The 22,052-nt window shown below is 63.5% G+C and carries 19 protein-coding genes and 1 pseudogene; 15 read left to right on the plus strand and 5 right to left on the minus strand.

Annotated features, from left to right (window positions below; translation table 11 throughout):
* Positions 1-20: 20 nt before the first annotated feature.
* Entirely contained in the window at positions 21-947 is a 927-nt protein-coding gene (locus tag HNP60_RS07645; protein WP_184152167.1) for an amidohydrolase family protein, read from the minus strand.
* A gap of 363 nt (positions 948-1,310) precedes the next feature.
* Between HNP60_RS07645 and alaS the strand changes: the two are divergent.
* Positions 1,311-3,966, plus strand: a pseudogene (gene alaS / locus HNP60_RS07650) (alanine--tRNA ligase).
* A 575-nt stretch (positions 3,967-4,541) separates the two neighbouring features.
* On the opposite strand, the gene HNP60_RS07655 reads toward alaS, so the two are convergent.
* Both HNP60_RS07655 and HNP60_RS07660 read right to left on the minus strand, forming a co-directional pair.
* Positions 4,542-6,335 carry a cation:proton antiporter domain-containing protein gene (locus tag HNP60_RS07655; RefSeq protein ID WP_184049517.1) on the minus strand — a complete coding sequence of 598 codons (1,794 nt, stop codon included), beginning with the start codon at positions 6,333-6,335 and terminating at the stop codon, positions 4,542-4,544.
* A gap of 106 nt (positions 6,336-6,441) precedes the next feature.
* Positions 6,442-7,662, minus strand: coding sequence for an NADP-dependent isocitrate dehydrogenase (locus HNP60_RS07660; RefSeq protein WP_184152170.1), 1,221 nt, complete (start codon positions 7,660-7,662; stop codon positions 6,442-6,444).
* Between the two features lie 201 nt (positions 7,663-7,863).
* On the opposite strand from HNP60_RS07660, the gene HNP60_RS07665 reads away from it, so the two are divergent.
* Complete coding sequence (locus HNP60_RS07665) at positions 7,864-8,610, plus strand: phosphatidylserine decarboxylase (RefSeq protein ID WP_184152172.1); 747 nt, start codon at positions 7,864-7,866, stop codon at positions 8,608-8,610.
* Between the two features lie 55 nt (positions 8,611-8,665).
* A complete protein-coding gene (locus HNP60_RS07670) occupies positions 8,666-9,463 on the plus strand; it encodes a CDP-alcohol phosphatidyltransferase family protein (protein WP_260394777.1) in 798 nt (265 codons plus the stop codon).
* Here the strand turns inward: HNP60_RS07670 and HNP60_RS07675 are convergent.
* Entirely contained in the window at positions 9,417-9,650 is a 234-nt protein-coding gene (locus tag HNP60_RS07675) for a hypothetical protein (protein ID WP_184152175.1), read from the minus strand. The two genes, HNP60_RS07670 and HNP60_RS07675, sit on opposite strands and share 47 nt — an antisense overlap.
* Positions 9,651-9,860: 210 nt before the next feature.
* Between HNP60_RS07675 and rpsB the strand changes: the two genes are divergently transcribed.
* The 12 genes from rpsB (at position 9,861) to rpmE (ending at position 21,215) form a co-directional block, all read left to right on the plus strand.
* The gene (gene rpsB / locus HNP60_RS07680) at positions 9,861-10,622 is read left to right on the plus strand and encodes a 30S ribosomal protein S2 (protein ID WP_184049509.1); all 762 of its coding nucleotides are present in this window, start codon (positions 9,861-9,863) and stop codon (positions 10,620-10,622) included.
* A 159-nt stretch (positions 10,623-10,781) separates the two neighbouring features.
* Entirely contained in the window at positions 10,782-11,708 is a 927-nt protein-coding gene (tsf, locus tag HNP60_RS07685; protein WP_184152177.1) for a translation elongation factor Ts, read from the plus strand.
* Between the two features lie 110 nt (positions 11,709-11,818).
* The gene (gene pyrH / locus HNP60_RS07690) at positions 11,819-12,538 is read left to right on the plus strand and encodes a UMP kinase (RefSeq protein ID WP_014075871.1); all 720 of its coding nucleotides are present in this window, start codon (positions 11,819-11,821) and stop codon (positions 12,536-12,538) included.
* Positions 12,539-12,571: 33 nt separating this feature from the next.
* On the plus strand, positions 12,572-13,129 hold the full coding sequence (gene frr / locus HNP60_RS07695) for a ribosome recycling factor (RefSeq protein WP_184152180.1): 558 nt from the start codon (positions 12,572-12,574) through the stop codon (positions 13,127-13,129).
* Positions 13,130-13,158: 29 nt separating this feature from the next.
* On the plus strand, positions 13,159-13,929 hold the full coding sequence (locus tag HNP60_RS07700; RefSeq protein ID WP_420825222.1) for an isoprenyl transferase: 771 nt from the start codon (positions 13,159-13,161) through the stop codon (positions 13,927-13,929).
* A complete protein-coding gene (locus tag HNP60_RS07705) occupies positions 13,929-14,639 on the plus strand; it encodes a phosphatidate cytidylyltransferase (RefSeq protein ID WP_184152183.1) in 711 nt (236 codons plus the stop codon). Before HNP60_RS07700 ends, HNP60_RS07705 begins: the two co-directional genes overlap by 1 nt.
* Positions 14,636-15,802, plus strand: a complete 1,167-nt coding sequence (gene dxr, locus HNP60_RS07710) for a 1-deoxy-D-xylulose-5-phosphate reductoisomerase (RefSeq protein ID WP_184152186.1) — start codon at positions 14,636-14,638, stop codon at positions 15,800-15,802. Before HNP60_RS07705 ends, dxr begins: the two co-directional genes overlap by 4 nt.
* Positions 15,799-16,935 carry an RIP metalloprotease RseP gene (gene rseP, locus HNP60_RS07715; RefSeq protein WP_184152189.1) on the plus strand — a complete coding sequence of 379 codons (1,137 nt, stop codon included), beginning with the start codon at positions 15,799-15,801 and terminating at the stop codon, positions 16,933-16,935. Before dxr ends, rseP begins: the two co-directional genes overlap by 4 nt.
* A 93-nt stretch (positions 16,936-17,028) precedes the next feature.
* On the plus strand, positions 17,029-19,695 hold the full coding sequence (gene bamA, locus HNP60_RS07720) for an outer membrane protein assembly factor BamA (RefSeq protein ID WP_184049498.1): 2,667 nt from the start codon (positions 17,029-17,031) through the stop codon (positions 19,693-19,695).
* A 96-nt stretch (positions 19,696-19,791) separates the two neighbouring features.
* The gene (locus HNP60_RS07725) at positions 19,792-20,388 is read left to right on the plus strand and encodes an OmpH family outer membrane protein (RefSeq protein ID WP_338056698.1); all 597 of its coding nucleotides are present in this window, start codon (positions 19,792-19,794) and stop codon (positions 20,386-20,388) included.
* 6 nt (positions 20,389-20,394) lie between these two features.
* Positions 20,395-20,874: a 3-hydroxyacyl-ACP dehydratase FabZ gene (gene fabZ, locus HNP60_RS07730; protein WP_184049496.1), complete on the plus strand. Its 480-nt coding sequence runs from the start codon at positions 20,395-20,397 to the stop codon at positions 20,872-20,874.
* A gap of 113 nt (positions 20,875-20,987) precedes the next feature.
* Positions 20,988-21,215, plus strand: a complete 228-nt coding sequence (gene rpmE / locus HNP60_RS07735; RefSeq protein ID WP_014075880.1) for a 50S ribosomal protein L31 — start codon at positions 20,988-20,990, stop codon at positions 21,213-21,215.
* A 116-nt stretch (positions 21,216-21,331) separates the two neighbouring features.
* Here the strand turns inward: rpmE and HNP60_RS07740 are convergent, their stop codons facing one another.
* Positions 21,332-21,982, minus strand: coding sequence for a PEPxxWA-CTERM sorting domain-containing protein (locus tag HNP60_RS07740; RefSeq protein ID WP_260394778.1), 651 nt, complete (start codon positions 21,980-21,982; stop codon positions 21,332-21,334).
* Positions 21,983-22,052 lie beyond the last annotated feature (70 nt).

The following is a 22,052-nucleotide window of genomic DNA, read 5'->3' on the forward strand; positions in this document are numbered from 1 at the left end:
CTCGCCAGGTTCTCGTGACTTCAGCTGCGGCCGGAACCATAGACATGGTTGGCGTTGCCATGCAGGAACTTCTGCGTCTCCGCAGCTGTGAGGGACGCGGCTGCTGATTGGGCCATCGCGACCTTCTCCGGATATGTCCAGAGCCTGCTCTGCCCGACGTCGGACCCCCACATGAGGCGGTCCGGGCCAAATCTGTCGACCATCCGGCGAACGAAATCAGCGGATTTCACGCCCGCCTTGAGGAAGCGCTCCATGTTGATCTCGGTGATCTTGAAATAGATGTTGGGATCGTCCTCGAAGATGTGAATGCTCGACTCGATTCCCCAGTCCGGCGGCGGCGGCATGACGATCGGCGTTCCCGCTTCCTCCGCGAGCGCGACCTCATATTGCGAGGCGCCGAAATATGTACCCGCATGGTCCAGGATGATAGGCAATTGCGGGTAGCGCCGGGCCATGAGCTTCACGAGCGGCAGCACATAGGACAGCTGGTTGTTGAAGATGATGAGGGCCATCGGCGTGCCGAACTCGGCGCAGACATCCCAGACCTCCATCGCGACCGGGGAGCTCATCCACGCGGTATCCAGCAGCCATGGCCGTGATTGGGCCATCCGAAAGCCAAAAGCCTGGCCTTCCTGCACCAGCGTCCGATAGGTCGCGGGTGTTTTGGGATCCTGCGTGTCGAGGATGACGACCGGGCGGAAGCGATCGGGATATCGGGTTGCCGAATCGAGGATATAGCTGTTGTCGTATCCGTAGATATGGCCGCGTTGCACCAGGCAGGCGAAGTCCACGCCATTGTCGTCCATCATGGCGATCAATTGTTCCGCAGTCACCGTGAACGGCGATCGCTCGGGCGTCGGCAGGCCAGCGCCGAAAGGGCGGGGCGGGTAGGTCTCCCAGTCATCGGAGACGAGATGGGCATGCGTGTCGATCAGTCTGAATGGCATGCATCTCGTCCTTGCCAGCGCGTTCGAGCCACAGTGCGCGATCTCGGCGCGGCCACCGTTTCGAGCTAAAAACCTATGGCCGGGAATGCCTTGCGCTTGACTGTAGGGGCTGAACGACTTGTTCGATATGCCACCTGCTCCCTTGCGGTTCAGGTCGCTTTTGCCCGTGCGCACCTGAGGGTCAGGAGGGGGCCGGGTGCCTCGACGATGCCGTTTGGAGCGCGGCTGCCATACAGGGTGCTGGCAGTCTCCTGTCGCTGACGGTCCCGGCGAGCAAGGGCGCCGACCGTCTTGCGTTATCGCAGGCCCGCCGGAACGCACTCCCCGCTTGTAGCTTGAGCTGCCATCCCTTAAGCGGCTCCCATGACGTCGACCAACGATATTCGCCGCTCCTTCCTCGATTATTTTGGCGCCAACGGGCATGAGATCGTGCCTTCGGCCCCGCTTGTCCCGAACAATGATCCGACGCTCATGTTCGTGAATGCGGGCATGGTGCCGTTCAAGAACGTGTTCACCGGGCTTGAGACGCGGCCCTATCGTACGGCGACTTCCTCGCAGAAGTGCGTGCGCGCCGGCGGCAAGCATAATGATCTCGACAATGTGGGCTATACCGCGCGCCACCACACTTTCTTCGAGATGCTCGGCAATTTCTCGTTCGGGGACTATTTCAAGGAACAGGCGATCCATCATGCCTGGAACCTGATTACCCGAGAGTGGGGCATCGATCCCCAGCGGCTCACCGTCACCGTCTACCACACGGATGACGAGGCCTATGACCACTGGAAGAAGATCGCCGGTCTGCCCGATGAGCGGATCATCCGCATCGCGACGTCCGACAATTTCTGGTCGATGGGCGAGACCGGGCCGTGCGGGCCCTGTTCCGAGATATTCTTCGATCATGGCGACCACATCTATGGAGGCCCCCCGGGAAGCCCCGAGGAGGATGGCGATCGCTTCGTCGAAATCTGGAATCTCGTGTTCATGCAGTTCGACCAGCAGGCGGACGGCAACCGGATCGACCTGCCAAGGCCCAGCATCGATACCGGCATGGGCATCGAGCGCATCGCCGCGGTGCTTCAGGGCGTGCATGACAATTACGATACGGACACCTTCAAGGCGCTGATCAGTCAGTCGGTCGCGCTGACGAAAGTGGCGGCGGAAGGCGAAGCGCGCGCGAGCCATCGCGTGATCGCGGACCATCTGCGTTCCTCGGGCTTCCTCATTGCCGACGGCGTCCTGCCGGCCAATGAGGGGCGCGGCTATGTCCTGCGCCGCATCATGCGCCGCGCGATGCGTCATGCGCATCTGCTGGGGGCTGCTGATCCGCTCATGCACAGGCTGGTCGGCGGTCTGGTGGCGGAGATGGGCGCGGCCTATCCCGAGCTGGTGCGGGCCCAGCCCCTCATCGAGGAAACGCTGCTGCGGGAGGAAACCCGCTTCCGCCAGACGCTCGACAAGGGTCTGCGCCTGCTTGACGAAGCCGTCATTGATCTCGCGCCCGGGGGCACGCTTGCAGGCGAAACGGCTTTCCGCCTCTACGATACTTACGGCTTCCCTTATGATCTCACCGAGGACGCCCTGCGCGCGCGGGGGCTGGGCGTTGATCGCGCGGGCTTCGAAGTCGCGATGGCGGCGCAGAAGGCCGCGGCGCGGGCCGCCTGGAAAGGGTCGGGCCAGAAGGCATCCGAAGACGTCTGGTTCGACATCGCGGAATCTGAGGGATCGACCGAGTTTACCGGCTATATGGGTGAGAGCGGTGAAGGCCGCGTCGTGGCGCTGGTGAAGGATGGCGTGCGGGTCGATCGCACAACGGCGGGCGATCATGTCTCGATCGTCACCAATCAGACGCCCTTCTATGGCGAAAGCGGCGGGCAGGCTGGCGACACCGGCATGGTCCGGGGCGCCGACGGCCTGGTGGCCACCGTCACCGACACGTCGAAGCCGCTCGGGCGCATTCATGCCCATCATGCCGTCATCGAGGCGGGGACGCTGTCGGTGGGCGATATCGTTTCGCTGGCCGTCGACGGCCAGCGCCGCGCCCGGGTGCGCGCCAATCACAGCGCGACGCACCTGCTGCATGCCGCGTTGCGCAAGGAGCTTGGTGCGCATGTCACGCAGAAGGGCAGCCTCGTCGCGGAAGATCGCCTGCGGTTCGACTTTTCCCATCCCGAGGCGTTGACCCCGCAGCAGATCGCCGCCGTCGAAGCGGAGGTCAATGCGCAGATCCGGGACAATGCGGAAGTCACGACCCGCCTCATGTCTCCGGAAGATGCCATCGCCGCCGGCGCGATGGCGCTCTTCGGCGAGAAATATGGCGACGAGGTGCGTGTCCTGTCGATGGGACGCAGCGAGGAAGAAATCTATTCGGTCGAACTGTGTGGGGGCACGCATGTCCGGGCGCTGGGTGACATTGGTCTTTTCAAGATCATTGGCGAGAGCGCGGTGGCCAGCGGTGTCCGCCGCATCGAGGCATTGACGGGCGAGGCGGCGCGCCTCTGGCTGAGCCAGCGGGAGGAGCAGTTGCGCGCGGTCGCGGCGAGCTTGCGGACGACGCCGGAGGAAGCACCGGCCCGTGTCGCCATTCTCGTGGAGCAGGGGCGGCGGCTGGAGCGTGAACTGGCCGAAGCCAAGAAGGCACTGGCAATCGCCGGTGCTGCCGGTGGCGGTGGCGCCGCGGCCCGCGCCGGAAATCGTGAATGGCTACAAGGTCATTGCCCAGCATCTTCAGGACCTCGACCCCAAGGCGCTGCGCGGCCTCGTCGATGAAGCCAAAGCGCGGCTCGCCAGCGGTATCGCCACCATCGTTGCCACCAATGACGGCCGGGCCGCCATCGCGGTGGGCGTGACCGACGATCTCGTCGGGACCTTCAGCGCCGTGGATCTGGTGCGCGCGGGCGTTGCCGCGCTGGGCGGGCAGGGCGGCGGCGGCCGGCCGGACATGGCGCAGGGGGGCGGGCCTGACGCGTCTGCGGCGGACGCGGCTCTGGATGCCGTGCGGGCCGCTATCGCAGCTGCCTGAAAGAGAGCGCAGGCCGTCTCCGGGTCTGCCAGCTCATCCTGCCATCGAAAAGTGGGGCCCTGGCGGTGAGGAGTGATCCACCCGCCGGGCGTGCCCGCAGCCTGTGCGGATGATGTTCCCCGCTGCATCCTGGCCCTGCTGCATCGAGAAAGCAGCGCCGCCTGAAAACCGCGCCGCCGACGGGCCCGGCCGGTCCGTGAGTCCTGTCGCAACAAGAGAGCCTGATCGCCCTGACCACGCATGTTGCTTCGGACCAGAATGCCGGTTCAAACCTGCGCTGCACTTCTGGAAGTTTACAAAGATGACGACCCGTCGGTGTCATCTTCCGCTTCCGTGAACTTCCCACAAGCCAGATGCCAGAGCCTGTTGCGGCAAGCCTGTAAGGCCCGACAGACGTGAAAGTTCCCCAATGAGAAAAGAAGCGCGCATTGCCTGTCACCCGTCTATTGGAAGGGGTTCCACAGGCCTGCCATGACGGAGGGTCTGTAGGACAGCGGAAACGAGGCTGATGGGGATGGGTGGCGAGCGTTCATCCGCACCGTCTCGCCCGAGACGGCTGGCCCGGATAGGTCCGGTCAGGCCTGCTCGCCCGTTTCTCCGCTTTCGCTCAGGCGATAGCGGCGCAGGCGCGGTGCTTGCTCCAGCTGCGCGGCGGCCTTGATGGCTTTCTGCAGGTCGTCTCGCTTCTGGTGAACCGATGCGATGACGGGCCCCACCGCAATGCCAAGGTCGACGAGCGCCGTCTCGGCGAGATGGAGAGAGCTTTCCAGCGCTTCAGGCACAGCGTCGCTGGCGCCGGCGCGGTACAGCTCGGCGGCGTGGTCCGTATCGCGGGCGCGCACAATGATCGGCAGGTCCGGGGCCCAGCTGCGGACACGGCGCGTCACCCGGACCGCCAGCACCGGATCGTCCATGGTGATGATGAGCGCGCGCGCATGGCCGATGCGCAGGCGGTCCAGCGTGTCAGGACGTGCGACATCCCCGAAGCGCACGACATAGCCGTCCTGCCGCGCCTGCCCCACGATGTCGATATTGCTCTCGACCGCGACATAAGGCTGATCATGTGTGCGCAGCAGGTCCGCCACCATGCGCCCGACCCGGCCGAAGCCCAGAATGATGGCGCCGCCGCTTTCCGGCCCTGGCTCCTCGCTCGCACGATCGCTGGCGCGCGCTTCGATGCGGCGGGCCGTGTCGTGGCCGATCCGGGCCAGGATCGGCGTGATCGTCAGTCCGATGGCCGTCACCATTTGCCAGAACGCGGCCGTATCCGCGCTGATGAGGCCCGCGATGACGGCTGTGCTGAGAACGATCAGCGTCGTCTCGGAAGGGCTGGCCATCAGCGTTGCCGTTTCGAACGCCATCCCCCGTCGCGCCCCGGCCAGCCTGAGGAGCAGGCCGGTGACGATCGTCTTGGCAGCAAGCACTGCCACGACGGCAAGCAGGACCTTGTCCCAACTCCTCATGAGGGCCAGCGGATCGATGCCCATGCCGACCGTGATGAGGAAGACGCCGAGCGCGAGGCCTTTGAAGGGCTCTGTGATGCTCTCGACCTCGCCATGATAGTCGGTTTCCGCGATCAGCAGGCCGGCCACCAGCGCGCCCACGATGGGGGAGAGGCCTACCACGACAGTGATCAGGCTGGATACCATGACGACCAGCAGGCTCGCCGCGAGGAACACCTCCGGGCTTTTCGTCCGCGCGGCCTGGGCGAACAGGCGAGGGAGCAGGAAGCGCCCCGCGACAAACATGGCCACGACCGTGACAGCACCCTGCACGAACACGGTGGCGAGGTTTGTCCAGCCATCGTCGCCCACATTGGGTGCCATGGCACCGAGCGCGAACACGATGGGCACCAGCGCGAGATCCTCGAACAGCAGCATCGAGAAGGCGGCCTTGCCCACGGGCGAGCGCGTACCGCTGATCGGCAGCACGAGCGCCGTGGAGGAGAGGGCGAGGGCGAGGCCAAGCCCGATCGCGGAATACCAGGAGCTGTCGAACAGCAGGAAACCGGCGGCGATGACCAGCGCGCTGCCCAGCAGCTCGGCCGCGCCCAACCCGAAGACCAGCGCGCGCATCGACCACAGGCGCTTGAACGATAGTTCGAGGCCGATCGAGAAGAGCAGGAGGACAATGCCGAACTCGGCGAAGGAGGATATTGCCGACGAGCTGCCGATCGTCACATGCGAGAGCGCAGGGTAACGGCCGATCAGCTGGCCAAGCCCGTAAGGCCCCACCAGCATGCCCACCAGAATGAAGCCGATGACGGGGCTGATACGGAAGCGCGCGAAGGCCGGAATGACGAGGCCCGCGGCACCAAGGATCACCAGCGCATCACTGTATCCCTGACTGCCGAAAGGGCCGTGGATCATGGGCGGATCGCTACCGCCGTCGCGGACCCCATGGGAGCGAACGCGCGACGCGCTTCATCCTCATGGGGTGCGCCGGGAGAGGGGATGCTGCTCGGCATCGCTCCCCTTATTGCCAGTTGCTCATCTCGGCCTCGAGATTCGCTCGAATGGCCTCGAAGAACTGCTCGGTGGTCATCCAGGCCTGATTGGGCCCGATGAGGATTGCGAGATCCTTGGTCATCTGGCCATTCTCGACCGTCTTGATGCAGACCTTCTCCAGCGTTTCGGCGAAGCGGATGACCTCCGGCGTCTCGTCGAACTTGCCACGGAACTTGAGACCGCCCGTCCAGGCGAAGATGGAGGCGATCGGGTTGGTCGAGGTCGCCTTGCCCTGCTGGTGCTGGCGATAATGGCGGGTGACCGTGCCATGCGCGGCCTCGGCTTCCACCGTCTTGCCATCCGGTGTCATCAGGACCGAGGTCATGAGGCCGAGCGAGCCGAAGCCCTGTGCTACGGTGTCGGACTGCACATCGCCATCGTAGTTCTTGCAGGCCCAGACGAACTTGCCGCTCCACTTCAGCGCGCTGGCAACCATGTCGTCGATCAGGCGATGCTGATACTCGATGCCAGCTTCCTCGAACTTCGTCTTGAATTCGTTGTCAAAAACCTCCTGGAACAGATCCTTGAAGCGGCCGTCATAAGCCTTGATGATCGTGTTCTTGGTGGAGAGATAGAGCGGCCACTTGCGATCGAGCGCATAGTTCATCGAGGCCCGCGCGAAGTCGATGATCGACCGATCGAGATTGTACATCGACATGGCGACGCCCGAACCCGGGAAGTTGAAGACCTCGCGGTCGATCACTTCCCCGTCGTCGCCCTCGAAGACGAGGCGCAGCTTGCCGGGGCCGGGGACGAGGAAATCGGTTGCGCGATACTGATCGCCGAAGGCGTGGCGGCCGATGACGATCGGGTCCGTCCAGCCGGGCACGAGCCGCGGCACGTTCTGGATGACGATCGGCTCGCGGAAAACCACGCCGCCCAGGATGTTGCGGATCGTGCCATTGGGCGACTTCCACATCTGCTTGAGGTGGAATTCCTCGACCCGCGCCTCATCGGGCGTGATCGTGGCGCATTTGACGCCGACGCCATGCTTCTTGATGGCCTCTGCCGCGTCGATGGTGATCTGGTCGCCGGTGCGGTCGCGCTCCTCGACGCTGAGATCATAATAGTGAAGATCAATGTCCAGATAGGGTTTGATGAGCCGCTCGCGAATCCATTCCCAGATGATTCGGGTCATCTCGTCGCCGTCGATTTCGACGACGGGGTTCTTCACCTTGATCTTGCTCATGCGCGCCTGGTCTTTCCCTGTTGGAAGCGGTGGTCGGCTGGAAATGGGCTGATGCCCTTTGCTCTGCCTCTAGGCAAAGCGGTGAAGAGGATCAACCACCCGAGAAGGAAAAGCGCGTCGCGACGGCCCTCCTGCCCCTCGCGCATTCCCGGCGGCGATCAGAGATTGTGCGCTGCCGCTGGCGTGCCTAGACTGGAAGGCATGACAACAGAATTTTCAGGATCGCAACCAGTCCTTTCCACGCGCGCCGGAGTCAAGTGGAGCTTCCCGAGCATTCATCCCGAAGGGCGCAAGTTCGGCGCCATCGCGGTGGGCATCACTGTCTTGCTGGCCTTGCTTGGCTGGTCCGTGCTCGCCTGGCTGATGGCGGGGCTCACGATCTGGGTTTTCGCTTTCTTCCGCGATCCCGTCCGTGCCGTTCCGCAGGAAGAATCGGCGATCATCGCGCCGGCCGATGGTCTCGTGACGCTCATCCAGACCGTGATGCCCCCGCCGGAAATGGCAGGCCCGGAAGGGCTGGGGGAGGGACCGCTCGTTCGGGTATCCATCTTCATGAGCGTTTTCGACGTTCACGTGAACCGGACGCCGATCTCGGGCGTTATCAAGGACGTGGTGTACATCAGCGGAAAGTTCATCAATGCCGATCTGGACAAGGCGAGCGAGGACAATGAGCGACAGCACATCCTCGTTGAGCGCGGCGATGGGCTGCGCATCGGTTTCACGCAGATCGCGGGGCTTGTCGCGCGACGCATCGTTCCCTTCGTCAAGCGAGGCGACATAGTGGCGGCCGGGCAGCGCATTGGCCTGATCCGCTTCGGGAGCCGGGTGGACGTCTATCTCCCGGTCGGCACGGCCCCGCGGGTGGTGCTTGGCCAGCGCACGGTCGCCGGCGAGACGATCCTGGGCCAGATCGGTGACCCGAAAACCGTGACTGGCGTGCTCCAATGAGCGTGGGCCACGGCCTTGCGGCGCTCTGCTTGCCAACCCAGCGAAAGACGCCGGCATGACCCCGCCGCCGCGCCGGTTCGCGCAGCGCATGAGCAGCAGGGGCATCACGCTTCGGCAAGTGGCGCCCAACGCCGTGACAGCCATGGCTCTCTGCTTCGGCCTGACCGCGATCCGCTACGGTATTTCCGGTGACTGGGGCCGGGCAGTCGCGGCGATCATCTTCGCCGGAGTGCTTGATGGGCTGGATGGGCGAATCGCCCGGATGCTGCATGGGGAAAGCCGCTTTGGCGCGGAACTCGATTCCCTGTCGGACGCCATTGCTTTTGGCGTCTCGCCTGCCATCATCCTCTATCTCTGGTCTCTCCAGTCCATGCCTCGCTTCGGCTGGATCGTCAGCCTCGTGCTGGCACTGAGCTGCGCCCTGCGGCTCGCGCGCTTCAATGCCAGCATCGATGCCGCCGAGCATCCGCGCAAGGCGGCTGGCTTCCTCACCGGCGTTCCCGCGCCGGCCGGGGCCGGCCTGGCGCTGATGCCACTTTATGCCTGGTTCATTACGGAGATGGACCTGTTTCGCGACTGGCGGCTGGTCGGGCCGTGGGTGGTGGCGATGGCTCTTCTCATGATCTCGAACCTGCCGACTCTGGGCTGGAAACGCTTGCGCGTTCCGCCCGCCTGGCGAATGTTCGCGCTGCTGCTGGCCGGTGTGTTCGCCGCCATGCTGATGGTCGCGCCCTGGCATGCGCTACTGGCGCTGACGCTGGGCTATCTGGCGCTCATTCCGGCGGGCATCATCAGCTACGGACGCGTTAAGCGGCGACCTGCCGCGCCCGGACCGGTGCCGCCTGAAGGCTGACCGGCGCGAGGGGCGTGCATGCAACCTGCGCGCCTTTTCCATCATGTTCGCCGCTCCAGCCATCCATGTTCAGCGTGCGCAGGGCCGCCAGCGCCTGGCGCCAGCTGCGCGCGAATTCCCTGGCCATCAGGGTCGGAGCCATCACCAATGCGGCCATGAAGAGCAGGGATCCGAAAGCATAGAACATCGAGGCGTCCTTTCTGCGCAGGCGGCGCAAATGTTTTCCATTTGTTCCTGTATGATCTCTCTTTGTTCTCATTCGCCCTCGTTGTCAACTCTTGCCTTGCTGCTTTATCTCGGCTAAGGGCGCGGCCCTAATCCACATGGGATCCGATATATACCGGTGCCGCTTCGCGGTCACTGGATCCCAGAGGCTCAACCGGAAGGAGTAACTATCATGGCGGCACCCGTCGTCACCCTGCACCAATTGATCGAGGCCGGCGCGCATTTCGGCCACCAGACCCACCGCTGGAATCCCCGCATGAAGCCGTACATCTTCGGCGAGCGGAACGGCATCCACATCATCGACCTGTCGCAGACCGTGCCGCTGTTCGCGCGCGCGCTCGATTTTGTCTCGGCGACCGTGGCCGCCGGCGGCAAGGTGCTGTTCGTCGGCACCAAGCGCCAGGCGCAGGAAGCGATCGCAGACGGCGCGCGTCGTTCGGGTCAGCATTTCGTCAACCATCGCTGGCTGGGCGGCATGCTCACCAACTGGAAGACGATTTCCGGTTCGATCAAGCGTCTGAAGTCGCTTGAGGAGAAGCTGTCCGGCGATACGCACGGCTTTACCAAGAAGGAAGTCCTCCAGATGACGCGCGAGCGCGACAAACTGGAACTCTCCCTTGGCGGCATCCGCGACATGGGCGGCATTCCGGACGTAATGTTCGTGATCGACGCCAACAAGGAAGAGCTGGCGATCAAGGAAGCCAACACGCTCGGCATCCCGGTCGTCGCGATCCTCGATTCGAACGTCAATCCCGCGGGCATCGCGTTCCCGGTTCCGGCCAACGACGATGCGAGCCGCGCCATCCGTCTCTATTGCGAGGCTGTCGCGCAGGCTGCGACGAAGGGCAATCAGGGCGCGGCTTCCGCGGCCGGCATCGATCTGGGTGCCATGGATGAGCCCCCGGCCGAGGAAACGCTCGCGGCCGAGGCCTGAGGTTCGGTTTTCTCTCCGGCGCTGCAGCGGGCATTGCCGTCTGCGCGGCCGGAGAGAGGTCGATGGAATGAATCGCCCGGGCAGGGATCAGGTGACATCGGATTGTCACCTGTTCTGCCTAACGGGCGTGCAAATTTTTGACAGATGGGAGCCAACAGAATGGCACAGATCACTGCAGCCGCCGTCAAGGAACTGCGCGAGCGTTCGGGCGCGGGCATGATGGATTGCAAGAAGGCGCTGGCCGAGACCGACGGTGACGTCGAGGCGGCGGTCGACTGGCTGCGCGCCAAGGGCCTTGCCGCAGCGCAGAAGAAATCGAGCCGCACGGCCGCAGAAGGCCTCGTGGCCGTCGCGGTTGACGGCACCAAGGGTGTTGCGGTCGAAGTCAACAGCGAGACCGACTTCGTTGCGAAGAACGAGCAGTTCCAGAACTTCGTCCGCGCCGCGGCCGAAGTCGCACTAGCCGGCGGCATCGGCGATGCCGAGGCGCTGAAGGTTGCCGCGCATCCGGCGGGTGGCACGATCGAGGACGCGCTCGTCGCGAACATCGCCACGATCGGCGAGAACCAGCAGCTTCGCCGCGTGAAGGCCGTCTCAGTCGAGCAGGGCCTGATCATTGATTATATGCACAATGCCGTGGCGCCCGGTCTCGGCAAGATCGGCGTGCTGGTGGCGCTCGAGAGCCCAGCCGGCGCCGATGTGCTGGCCCCGCTCGGCAAGCAGATCGCAATGCACATCGCTGCTGCTTTCCCGGTTGCGCTGAAGGCCGAGGAAATCGATGCCGACATCATCGAGCGCGAGCGCAAGGTCGCGACGGAGAAGGCAGCCGAATCCGGCAAGCCCGCCGAGATCGTCGCGAAGATGGTGGACGGCGCCATCGCGAAGTTCGCGAAGGAGAATGCTCTTCTCTCGCAGCTCTTCGTGATGGATAACAAGACCTCCATCGCCGATGTCGTCGCCAAGGCTGCTAAGGACGCTGGAACGACCATCCAGCTGACCGATTATGTCCGCTTCCAGCTCGGTGAAGGCATCGAGAAGGAAGAAAAGGACTTCGCGGCCGAGGTCGCGGCCGCCGCTGGCGTCTGATCAGATATTCGCAACTTTGAGCGCGGGGAAACTCTCCGTGCTTGGCATGGCGGCGCGGGCTCTCTAAGGTCCGCGCCGCTCCCACGTTACGCACCGTATTGAAGGCTTTCATGACATCAGCTTCTCCCAGGCGCATTCTGCTCAAGCTCTCGGGCGAGGCGGCGATGGGTGACCAGAGCTTCGGCATAGATCCGGTCACGGTGGCGCGCGTCGCCGGGGAAGTGAAAGTCGCCAAGGACGCGGGCTACGAGCTGTGTCTGGTGATCGGGGGTGGTAACATCTTCCGAGGCATGGCGGGTGCCGCGAAAGGCATGGATCGCGCGAATGCCGATTATATGGGCATGCTGGCAACGGTGATGAACGCGCTGGCGATGCAGGATGCACTGGAGCATCTGGACGTCGCGACCCGCGTGCAGTCGGCGATCCCCATGGCGAGCATTTGCGAGCCCTATATCCGGCGGCGCGCGCTGCGCCACCTGGAGAAGGGGCGGGTCGTCATTTTCGCAGCCGGCGTCGGCAGCCCCTATTTCACGACCGATAGCGGCGCGGCCCTGCGGGCAGCGGAGATGAATTGCGACGCGCTTTTCAAGGGAACATCGGTCGACGGCATCTACGATGCTGATCCCAAGCTTGTCCCCGCCGCCAAGCGTTTCGACCAGGTCAGCTACGATCAGGTCCTCAACCAGAATCTCAAAGTGATGGATGCGAGCGCCGTGGCCCTTTGCCGTGACAACGCCATTCCCATCATCGTTTTCAATATTCGCGAGCAGGGCAATCTCGCGCGCGTCCTTGCGGGCGAAGGTATTTCGACGATCGTCAACGGCGGCTGAGCTGCCGCGACGGACATATTGCGGAGAGGCACAATGGCAAAATACGACAAGGCTGATCTGGAGCGTCGGATGGCCGGCGCTGTCGAGGCATTGAAGCATGATCTTTCCGGCTTGCGCACGGGGCGTGCCAACGTGGCGCTGCTCGATCCGGTGACTGTGGAGGTCTATGGGGCGCACATGGCGCTCAACACGGTCGCAACTGTCTCCGCACCCGAGCCGCGGATGTTATCCGTGCAGGTTTGGGATCGCAGCAATGTCGGGCTGGTCGACAAGGCCATTCGCTCGGCCGGACTGGGCCTCAATCCCATCGTCGATGGGCAGAACATCCGTCTCCCCATTCCCGATCTGACCGAGGAGCGTCGCAAGGATCTGGCCAAGCTGGCGAGCCAGTATGCGGAGAAGGCGAAGATCGCCGTCCGCAACGTGCGCCGCGACGGCATGGACAATCTGAAGACCGACGAAAAGAAGGGTGAGATCAGCGAAGATGAACGAAAGCGCCTCGAAACCGAGGTGCAGAAGATGACCGATTCCACCATTGCCGAAATCGATGTGGCGGCGCAGGCCAAGGAAAAGGAAATCCTTGGCAAGTAACCGGCCCGGTGGCTCCGCCAAGGGGAGGCATGGCGGCGATGATCCTGTCGCGTCATAAGCTGTCGCGTGAAGCCGCGTCGATGCCGGACGCAGGTGGGCATTCCGCGTTGCCACGTCACGTCGCCATCATCATGGACGGCAATGGCCGCTGGGCGAAGGCCCGGCGCCTTCCGCGCATCGCCGGGCACCGAGCGGGCGCGGAAGCCGTGCGTCGCACTCTGCGTGCGGCCAGCAAGCTCGGCATCGATTGCATCACGCTCTACGCCTTCTCGTCCGAGAACTGGAAGCGTCCCGAGCAGGAGATCGCGGACCTCACCGGCCTCATGAAGCAGTTCATTCGCGCCGAGCTTGACGAGATCCATCGGGGGAATATCCGCCTGCGCATCATCGGCGACCACAGGGCTTTCGAGCCCGAGGCAGCCGCGATGGTCGATGCCGCCGTTGAGAAGACAGCGGGAAACACCGGCGCCACGTTGGTGGTTGCGCTCAATTATGGCTCGCAGGATGAGTTGACGCGCGTGATGCGCAGCCTCGCAGAGCGCGTGCGGAGCGGTGATCTGGATCCCCAGGCCATTACGCCTGACATCATCGCGGCCGAGCTGGATACGGCCGATCTGCCGCCGCTCGATCTCCTTATCCGGACGTCCGGCGAGCAGAGGCTTTCCAATTTCCTGCTTTGGCAAGCGGCCTATGCCGAGCTCTATTTCACCGAAACCCTCTGGCCGGACTTCGATGAAGCCGCGCTGGCAGCGGCGGTGGCGAGCTATGCCGAGCGCGATCGCCGTTTTGGTGGCCTCTGATGTCCTCGACTGCGCCACGGTCTGATCTTGCCGTGCGGACAGGGTCCGCCATCGTCATGCTGGCGGTCGCGGGCCTCGCGCTGTGGTCGGGTGGAGGGTTCTTCAGGCTGTTCGTGCTGGTCGGCGCTGCACTGCTGATCTGGGAATGGAAAACGATGGTCGATCGCTTTCCGGACGATCGCACGACGCGGGCAACATGGCTGGCTTTTGGAGGCGTCTATGTGGCCCTCGCCGCTCTGGCTCTCATCGCGCTCGAGCGAGGGGGAATGGTCCTGCCGGTGCTTGGTGCCGTGATCGCGACCGATATCGGGGCCTATTTTGTCGGGCGGACCATTGGTGGGCCCAAGATCGCGCCTGCCATCAGTCCATCCAAGACATGGTCTGGCCTTGCGGGGGGCATGATCGCGTCGGGCTTGCTCTTGATGCTTGCCGGCCCGGCGCTTCTGTCAGGCGCGGTCGGAGGACAGTTCGACGCTGATGCCATTTCCGGCGGCATCGGCGCGCTCCTCCTTGTTCTGTGCGGCGGCGCGATCGCCGTGCTCGCGCAGGCAGGCGACTTTTTCGAGAGCTGGATCAAGCGCAGGGCGGGGGTCAAGGACAGCGGATCGTGGATTCCTGGCCATGGCGGGCTTTTCGACCGTGTTGATGGGCTTCTGCCGGTGAGTATTGCTGCCGCTCTGGCGCTTTGGCTGATAAGGATATCCTGGTGAGCGCCGTCCGCAGCATTTCCGTTCTCGGTGCAACCGGGTCCGTCGGGCAATCGACGCTGGACCTCATCGGTCGTGAGGCGGATCGATATGAGGTCCTGGCATTGACGGCCGGGAGCGACGTTGCCGGGCTCGCGGCGGCGGCGATCAGGCATCGGGCGCGCTATGCGGTGATCGCCGACGGTGATCGCTATGCGGATCTGCGTTCGGCTCTGGCCGGCACCGGTGTGGAAGCAGCCGCCGGCCCCACAGCCCTGATCGAGGCCGGGGCGCTGGGCGCGGACTGGACAATGGCCGCGATTGTCGGCTGCGCCGGACTCGCGCCAACGCTGGCCGCGATCCGCGAAGGGCGAACGGTGGCGCTTGCCAATAAAGAGGCGCTGGTCTCCGCAGGCGACGTCATGATGGCTGCGACGCAGGAAAGCGGGACCAACCTGCTGCCCGTGGACAGCGAGCATAACGCGATTTTTCAGTGCCTCGCGAGTGGCGGGATCGATGCTGTGCGCCGGATCACGCTCACCGCGAGCGGAGGGCCGTTCAGGACGCTGTCGCGCGAGGCGATGGCGCAGGTGACGCCGGCGCAAGCCGTGAAGCATCCAAACTGGTCGATGGGGCGCAAGATCAGCGTCGACAGCGCCACGATGATGAACAAGGGGCTTGAGCTCATCGAAGCCTGGCACTTGTTCCCCGTGGGACTGGAGCGGTTCTCCGTTCTTATTCATCCGCAATCAATCATTCATTCCATGGTGGAATTCCGCGATCGCTCGACCATCGCCCAGCTGGGCTGTCCGGACATGCGCGTGCCCATTGCCAGCGCGCTGGCTTGGCCGGCCAGAATGGAAACGCCCTGCGAGCCGCTTGATCTCGCCCGCATCGGCCGACTGGATTTCGAGGAGCCTGATGAGGTGCGCTTTCCCGCGCTGCGGCTCGCCCGCGAGGCCATTGAAGCGGGTGGGAGCGCGCCCGGGATCCTGAATGCGGCCAACGAAGTGGCTGTCGCCGCTTTCCTTGAGGGGCGGATTCGTTTTCTGGACATTGGCCGGATCGTGGAAGACGTGCTAGCGCGGACCGACATCATGCCGGTCCGAGGCATCGAGGACGTCTGGGCGATCGACAGGTCGGCACGGCATCTCGCCGAGCGCCTGGCAGCGGAGCTCATCACGTGACTGACAACCCAGGCTTCATCTTCACCATCATCGCTTTCCTGCTGGTGATCGGCCCGCTCGTCTTCATCCATGAGATGGGCCACTATCTGGTCGGACGCTGGTTCGGCGTGCATGCTGAAACCTTCTCGATCGGTTTCGGGCACGAGCTCAAGGCCTGGCATGACAAGCGCGGGACGCGCTGGCGCATCGGTGCATTGCCGCTCGGCGGATATGTGAAGTTCGCCGGGGATGCTGGCGTCGCGAGCGAAGCTGATCCTGCCTGGCTCGAGCTCAGCCCGGAGGAAAGGCAGCGCTGCTTTCCGGCAAAGCCGGTCTGGCAGCGGGCGCTCATTGTCCTCGCGGGCCCGGTGGTGAACCTCCTGTTCGCGGCGCTTGTTCTCGCGGGCTTTGCCTATATCCACGGCGAGAATGTGACGCCGACCCGGATCGGCGCGGTCGTCGAGGGAGGCGCGGCGGATGCGGCTGGCCTGCGTCCGGGCGATCGCATCCTCGCGATCGACGGCGAGAAGGTGGAGCTGTTTCCGCAGCTGAGCAAGGCTGTCATGACGCGTTTGCCGGGCGAGGAAGTGACCCTCGAGCTGGACCGCGCCGGGCGCGTCATGGAAGTTCCGTTGGCGCTGGGAACGCGAGTCGAGCGGGATCGCTTCGGCAACGAATATCGCATCGCCCAGATCGGCATCCAGGCCGCTGAATCCGTGCAGCGCGATGTGTCTCTGGCCGAAGCGCCCATTGTCGGGTTGCGCCGCACGGGCGAACTGATCGCCATGATGGCTAACGGCCTCGTGGATATCATCACCGGCCGGCGAGCGATTTCCGAGCTTGGCGGTCCACTCAAGATTGCCCAGATTTCCGGCGAGCAGGCCGCGCTCGGACCCGAAGCCCTGATCGCGTTCATAGCCCTCGTGTCGATTAACTTGGGGTTCATCAACCTGTTGCCAATTCCCATGCTCGACGGGGGTCATTTGTTCTTCTACGGGATTGAAGCCATTCAGCGCAGGCCGGTCAGCCCTCGGTTTCAGGAAATCGCCTTTCGCTCCGGAATGGCGCTTCTGCTTGGGCTGATGGTTTTCGTGACAGTGAATGATCTGGGGTCATTTGGTCTCTGGCGGGGTCTGTCCGGCTTGATTGGGTGAATATGTTGAGGCAGGAGCAGCGCGCATGATCGCTGATCGGGTCGACGTTTTTGGGTACTGGCGAGGAAGCAGGGTTTGAGCGAAATTAGACGAATGTCGGCACAGGGTCGCCTCGCGCCATTGCTTCTGTGCGGCACGATGCTCGCCGGGCTGGGGCAAGTGCCTGCGCATGCGCAGGAGACGCCTGCTCCCGCGCCATCCCTGCCGGCGGCCAGCGCTGTCAGCCCCACCGGCACGGTGCGCTCGATCACGGTGGAGGGCGCGCAGCGGCTGGAGCCGGACACCGTGCTTTCCTACACGCGCCTGCGTGTCGGCGCTTCCTATACCCGTGCCACGCTCGATGAGGCGCTGCGCGAGCTTTATGCGAGCGAGTTGTTCTCTGATGTTCAGATCCGCGACAATGAGGGTGCGCTGACCATCCAGATCACGGAAAATCCGGTGATCAATCGTATCGTCCTCGAGGGTAATCGCCGCCTCAAGGACGATAAGATCCTGCCAGAGATCAAGATGGCGCCCCGGCAGATATACACGCGCTCCAAGGTGCGCGCCGATGTCGCGAGGATCATTGAGCTGTACAGGCGGCAGGGGCGCTTCGCGGCTGTCGTCGATCCCAAGCTCGTCAAGCTCGACCAGAATCGCGTCGACATCGTCTATGAGATCTCGGAAGGGCCCAAGTCCAAGGTCCGCCAGATCAATATCATCGGCAACAACGTGTTTTCCGACGGCCGGCTACGCGGAGAGATGGCGACGAAGCAGTCCCGCTGGTTCCGCCTTTTCTCCTCGGGCACCACTTACGACCCGGATCGACTGGCTTACGATCAGCAGAAGCTGCGCCAGTTCTATCTCACCGAGGGTTACGCCGAATTTCGCGTGATCTCGGCCGTCGCCGAGCTGACCTCCAACAAGCAGGACTTCATCATCACTTATGTGGTGGAGGAGGGCGATCGCTACAAGTTCGGCGATGTCACGGTTCGCAGCGACATTCGCGACCTCTCATCCGACGGTCTGACCCGTTCGCTGCGGATGAAAAAGGGGGATTGGTACAATGCCAAGGCCGTGGAGGACACGGTCGAGCAGCTGAACCAGACAGCAGGCCTCTTTGGCTACGCTTTCGCGGACGTCCAGCCCGAGTTCGAGCGGAGCAAGGACGACCGGACGATGTCGATTACCTTCCGCATCGCCAATGCGCCGCGCGTCTATGTCGAGCGGATCGACATCAACGGCAATACGCTGACGCAGGACAAGGTGGTTCGGCGTGAGTTCCGCCTGCACGAAGGCGACGCCTTCAACACCTTCATGGTGCGCCGCTCGCAGGATCGCATCAATTCGCTCGGCTTTTTCCAGGAAAGGCTGGAAATCGAGCAGAAGCCCGGATCGGCCCCGGATCGGATCGTCCTCGAAACCAATGTCGAGGAAAAGGCCACCGGCGAGCTTCAGCTTTCTGCGGGTTTCTCCAGTCTGGAGCGTTTCATTCTTGCAGCGTCCGTCACCCAGCGCAATTTCCGTGGCATGGGTCAGGAACTGAGGACATCGGTCAATTACTCGACTTACTCGAAGTCGGTGAACGTCGGTTTCACCGAGCCTTATTTCCTGGACAAGAACATCGCTGTCGGCGCGGATATTTTCCGTCAGGATGTCAACAGCTTCAATTACATCTCCGGCAACGACCGAAACACCATCTACAGTCAGGTACGCACCGGCTTCCAGCTGCGGGCGGGTATCCCGGTTACCGAATATCTGTCGATGGCCCTGCGCTACGGCCTGTCGTTCGACAATGTGACGCTGGATCAATCGACCTATTACAGCGACCGTATCACGCCAGGCCAGTTCCAGTGCGAGCCGCTGCTGGCAGGGCAGTATCTGTGCGATGCCATCGGCAGGCGGACGACATCCACCATTGGCTACTCGCTCATCTATGACACGCGCGACAACCGCATCCGTCCGACACGCGGCCACAGCCTGACATTCAGCCAGGATTTCGCCGGTGTCGGGGGAAGCGTCCAGTATCTCCGCAATCGCATTTCTGCCGACAAATACTGGCCACTGGGCGGGGGGTTCATCTTCTCCCTTCGCGGCGAGGGCGGGTATATCAAGTCGTTCGAGAAGTCGCGCAGCGCGAGCAGCGATCCGATCCGCCTCGTCGACCGCTTTTTCCTGGGCGAACCACAGATGCGTGGCTTCGATATCCGGGGCGTCGGCCCGCGGATCATTCGCAAGCCCTATATCTATGACGAGCAGGGCAATCCCACGGGCGTCAACGAAAGCCGGAGTACCTGGTCGGACGACGCGCTGGGCGGCCGGGCTTATTATCTCGCCCATGCCGAAATCGAAATTCCGCTGGGCGCCGGCGCGCGCGACATGGGCCTGCGTCCCTCGATCTTCGTCGATGCGGGTGCCGTATTCGGCGTGCGTCGGCCGACCTACGAGAATGGCGGTCTGCTCGACCTGCCGCAGCTTGTCACCTTGCCCATCTATGACGCAAATGGCCTGCGCCAGTGCCAGAACACGACGGACGGCACACTGGCTTCGATACCCAATGGCGCGAGCTGCCCGACCGGCACCACGCTCTACGGTCCGCAAGTGGGTGGCTTCCGCGAGTTTTATCTGGGCGATACGCCCAAGCCGCGCGTGTCGGTCGGCTTCGGCGTCAACTGGAATTCGCCCTTCGGTCCGTTCCGAATTGATATCGCCAAGGCGCTTATTACGGCAGAAGGCGACGACACCAAGCTTGTAACTTTCAATATAGGGACTCAATTCTGATGCGTAATTCCATTCTTCCGGGGCTCGCGACGGCTTCGGGCCGCCGTCCTGCTTTCCGCCGCGCCTGCAGCCGCACAGGTCAAGCAGGCCATCGCTGTGGTCAATGTCGAGCAGGCGATCGGGCAGTCGTCCGCGGCCCAGACGGCCGGTCAGCAACTGCAGGTGACCTACAAGACCAACATCGACCAGCTCAATACGCGCCAGGCAGCGCTTCAGGCCGAACTGAAGCAGCGGCAGGACGCTTTCCAGGCTGCAGCGACGGCAGCGGGCCAGAACCCCACGCCGGCCCAGCGGACCCAGCTCCAGACCCAGTATGAAGAGCTCCAGCAGCGCGCCCAGGCAGCGCAGGCCGAGCTCACGCAGATCGGCCAGCCGATCCAGCTCGCGCGCGAATATGCTCTCGAGCAGATCGGGGCGAAGCTTGACCAGGCGATGCGGTCGGTCATGACCAAGAACAAGATCGACCTGCTGCTCAAGGCCGGTGCCGCCGAGGCCTTCGTGCCGGGCGCTGATGTCACCAATCTTCTGGTTCAGGAACTCAACGCACTGGTGCCGTCCGTCGGCATCGTGCCGCCGCAGGGCTGGCGGCCCGGTGGCCAGCAGGCTCAGCAGCCCGCAGCGCCCGGTACGGCTGTCGCACCCACCCCGGCGGCGCCCGCCACCGGCAACAATCGCCAGCCTGAAGGGCGCTGATCGACCATGGCGGCCGACGGGGAGAGCGAGGGCGAGATGAGCGGTCTGGACATCCGCCGGATCATGGCGGCGCTACCGCATCGCTATCCACTTCTGCTCGTCGACCGCGTGGTGTCCATGGTTCCCCGAACCTCGATCCACGCGGTGAAGGCCGTGTCGATGAACGAACAGTTCTTCCAGGGACATTTCCCTGGTCGTCCGATCATGCCGGGCGTGCTGATCGTCGAAGCCATCGCGCAGACGGCGGGCATTCTGGCAGTTGAATCGCTGGGGCTCGCCGGCAGCGGCAAGCTGGTCTACTTCATGGCGATCGAGGGCGCCAAGTTCCGTGCGCCTGTGGAGCCGGGCCATCTGCTCGACCTGCATGTCGAGTTCACCCAGCTGCGTGGCGCGGTCTGCAAGTTCACCGGCAAGGCGAGCATCGCCGGCAAATTGTGCGCGGAAGCGCATTGCGTGGCGATGATCGCGGATCCGCCGAAGGACTGAAGCGCTTAACAGCCAGCGCGCAAGCCCTTGCCAGCGTGGCCTGTTCCCGCTATGGGCCGCGCTTCCATATGCCCCAGACCGGTCGGAAACCGGTCATTTTTGGAGCCCGACGCATGAAAAAAGATACGCACCCCGACTATCACTATATCACCGTGCAGATGACCGATGGCACGAGTTTCCAGACCCGCTCGACCTGGGGCAAGGAAGGCGACACGATGACGCTGGACATCGATCCCACCTCGCATCCCGCATGGACGGGCGGCCAGCGCCAGCTCGATCAGGGCGGTCAGGTTGCGCGCTTCAACAAGCGCTTTGGCGGCCTCACGCTCAAGAAGGGCTGAGCCTTTCCGCATCCGCGGCATGAGAGCAGGGATTGGGTGTCACCATTTCCCAAAGACGGAAAAGGGCCTCGCATTTGCGAGGCCCTTTCCTTTTGTGTCGCTCGGATGGCCCTGGTTCAGGCAAACATGATCTTCGTCTTGCGACGACGCATGGTGGCGCCTGCCAGCGCGAAGCCGCCGATCATCATGGCCCATGTGGCCGGCTCCGGAACGACCCCGGTGAAATCCGGCTTTCCGAGGAAGAGGTTCGGGCCCCAGTAACCGTCCGTCGTGTCGTTCTGAACGAAGTTCAGGAAATCGGGCGTCGAACCCTCAAGCCAGCGATTGTCGTTATACTGGATGCTTGAGTCGGTGTAGAAACCGATGTTGTTCCAGGTATAGTTGTTTCCCAGGCTCACCCCGGAGATAAGATACTCACCCGGCAGCAATGTCAGCTCGGGGATCGTCACATAACGGAAGTGACCGACGATCGGATAGGCATTGGTGACGACCGCGGACGCGAGCAGCGTTCCGGTGCTGAGACAGCCGGCGGTGTCGCAACTGTAGAGCGCGACCTGATTGTCCTCCACCTGACCGTTGAACGGGTCGGCATAATATCCCAGCCCGCTGACCGTCACAGTCTCCAGGACCGTGAAGCTGTTCGCGAATATCCAGTCGCCGTTGTTGAAGGAATTGGTCGCGGTTTCGAATTCCCAGGCCGGTCCGGCATGGGCGATTCCCGACATCAGCGTGGTGGCCGCCAGAGCGGCCCAGATCGTGCTTTTCATTGTCCACTCTCCCACATCTATGGCGCCATGCACCATGCAGAACGCCTACAGGCGATCGAGGTTCGATCGT

Source organism: Sphingobium lignivorans, assembly GCF_014203955.1.
Taxonomy (GTDB): Bacteria; Pseudomonadota; Alphaproteobacteria; order Sphingomonadales; family Sphingomonadaceae; genus Sphingobium; species Sphingobium lignivorans.

Coding starts and splice junctions, on each gene's coding strand:
- HNP60_RS07670 (WP_260394777.1), top strand. CDS start 8,666: ATGACCCCGCCGCCGCGCCGGTTCGCGCAGCGCATGAGCAGCAGGGGC.
- HNP60_RS07700 (WP_420825222.1), top strand. CDS start 13,159: ATGGCGGCGATGATCCTGTCGCGTCATAAGCTGTCGCGTGAAGCCGCG.
- frr (WP_184152180.1), top strand. CDS start 12,572: ATGGCAAAATACGACAAGGCTGATCTGGAGCGTCGGATGGCCGGCGCT.
- HNP60_RS07645 (WP_184152167.1), bottom strand. CDS start 947: ATGCCATTCAGACTGATCGACACGCATGCCCATCTCGTCTCCGATGAC.
- HNP60_RS07705 (WP_184152183.1), top strand. CDS start 13,929: ATGTCCTCGACTGCGCCACGGTCTGATCTTGCCGTGCGGACAGGGTCC.
- HNP60_RS07675 (WP_184152175.1), bottom strand. CDS start 9,650: ATGTTCTATGCTTTCGGATCCCTGCTCTTCATGGCCGCATTGGTGATG.
- HNP60_RS07655 (WP_184049517.1), bottom strand. CDS start 6,335: ATGATCCACGGCCCTTTCGGCAGTCAGGGATACAGTGATGCGCTGGTG.
- pyrH (WP_014075871.1), top strand. CDS start 11,819: ATGACATCAGCTTCTCCCAGGCGCATTCTGCTCAAGCTCTCGGGCGAG.
- fabZ (WP_184049496.1), top strand. CDS start 20,395: ATGGCGGCCGACGGGGAGAGCGAGGGCGAGATGAGCGGTCTGGACATC.
- bamA (WP_184049498.1), top strand. CDS start 17,029: ATGTCGGCACAGGGTCGCCTCGCGCCATTGCTTCTGTGCGGCACGATG.
- rpmE (WP_014075880.1), top strand. CDS start 20,988: ATGAAAAAAGATACGCACCCCGACTATCACTATATCACCGTGCAGATG.
- tsf (WP_184152177.1), top strand. CDS start 10,782: ATGGCACAGATCACTGCAGCCGCCGTCAAGGAACTGCGCGAGCGTTCG.
- HNP60_RS07740 (WP_260394778.1), bottom strand. CDS start 21,982: ATGAAAAGCACGATCTGGGCCGCTCTGGCGGCCACCACGCTGATGTCG.
- HNP60_RS07665 (WP_184152172.1), top strand. CDS start 7,864: ATGACAACAGAATTTTCAGGATCGCAACCAGTCCTTTCCACGCGCGCC.
- rpsB (WP_184049509.1), top strand. CDS start 9,861: ATGGCGGCACCCGTCGTCACCCTGCACCAATTGATCGAGGCCGGCGCG.
- HNP60_RS07660 (WP_184152170.1), bottom strand. CDS start 7,662: ATGAGCAAGATCAAGGTGAAGAACCCCGTCGTCGAAATCGACGGCGAC.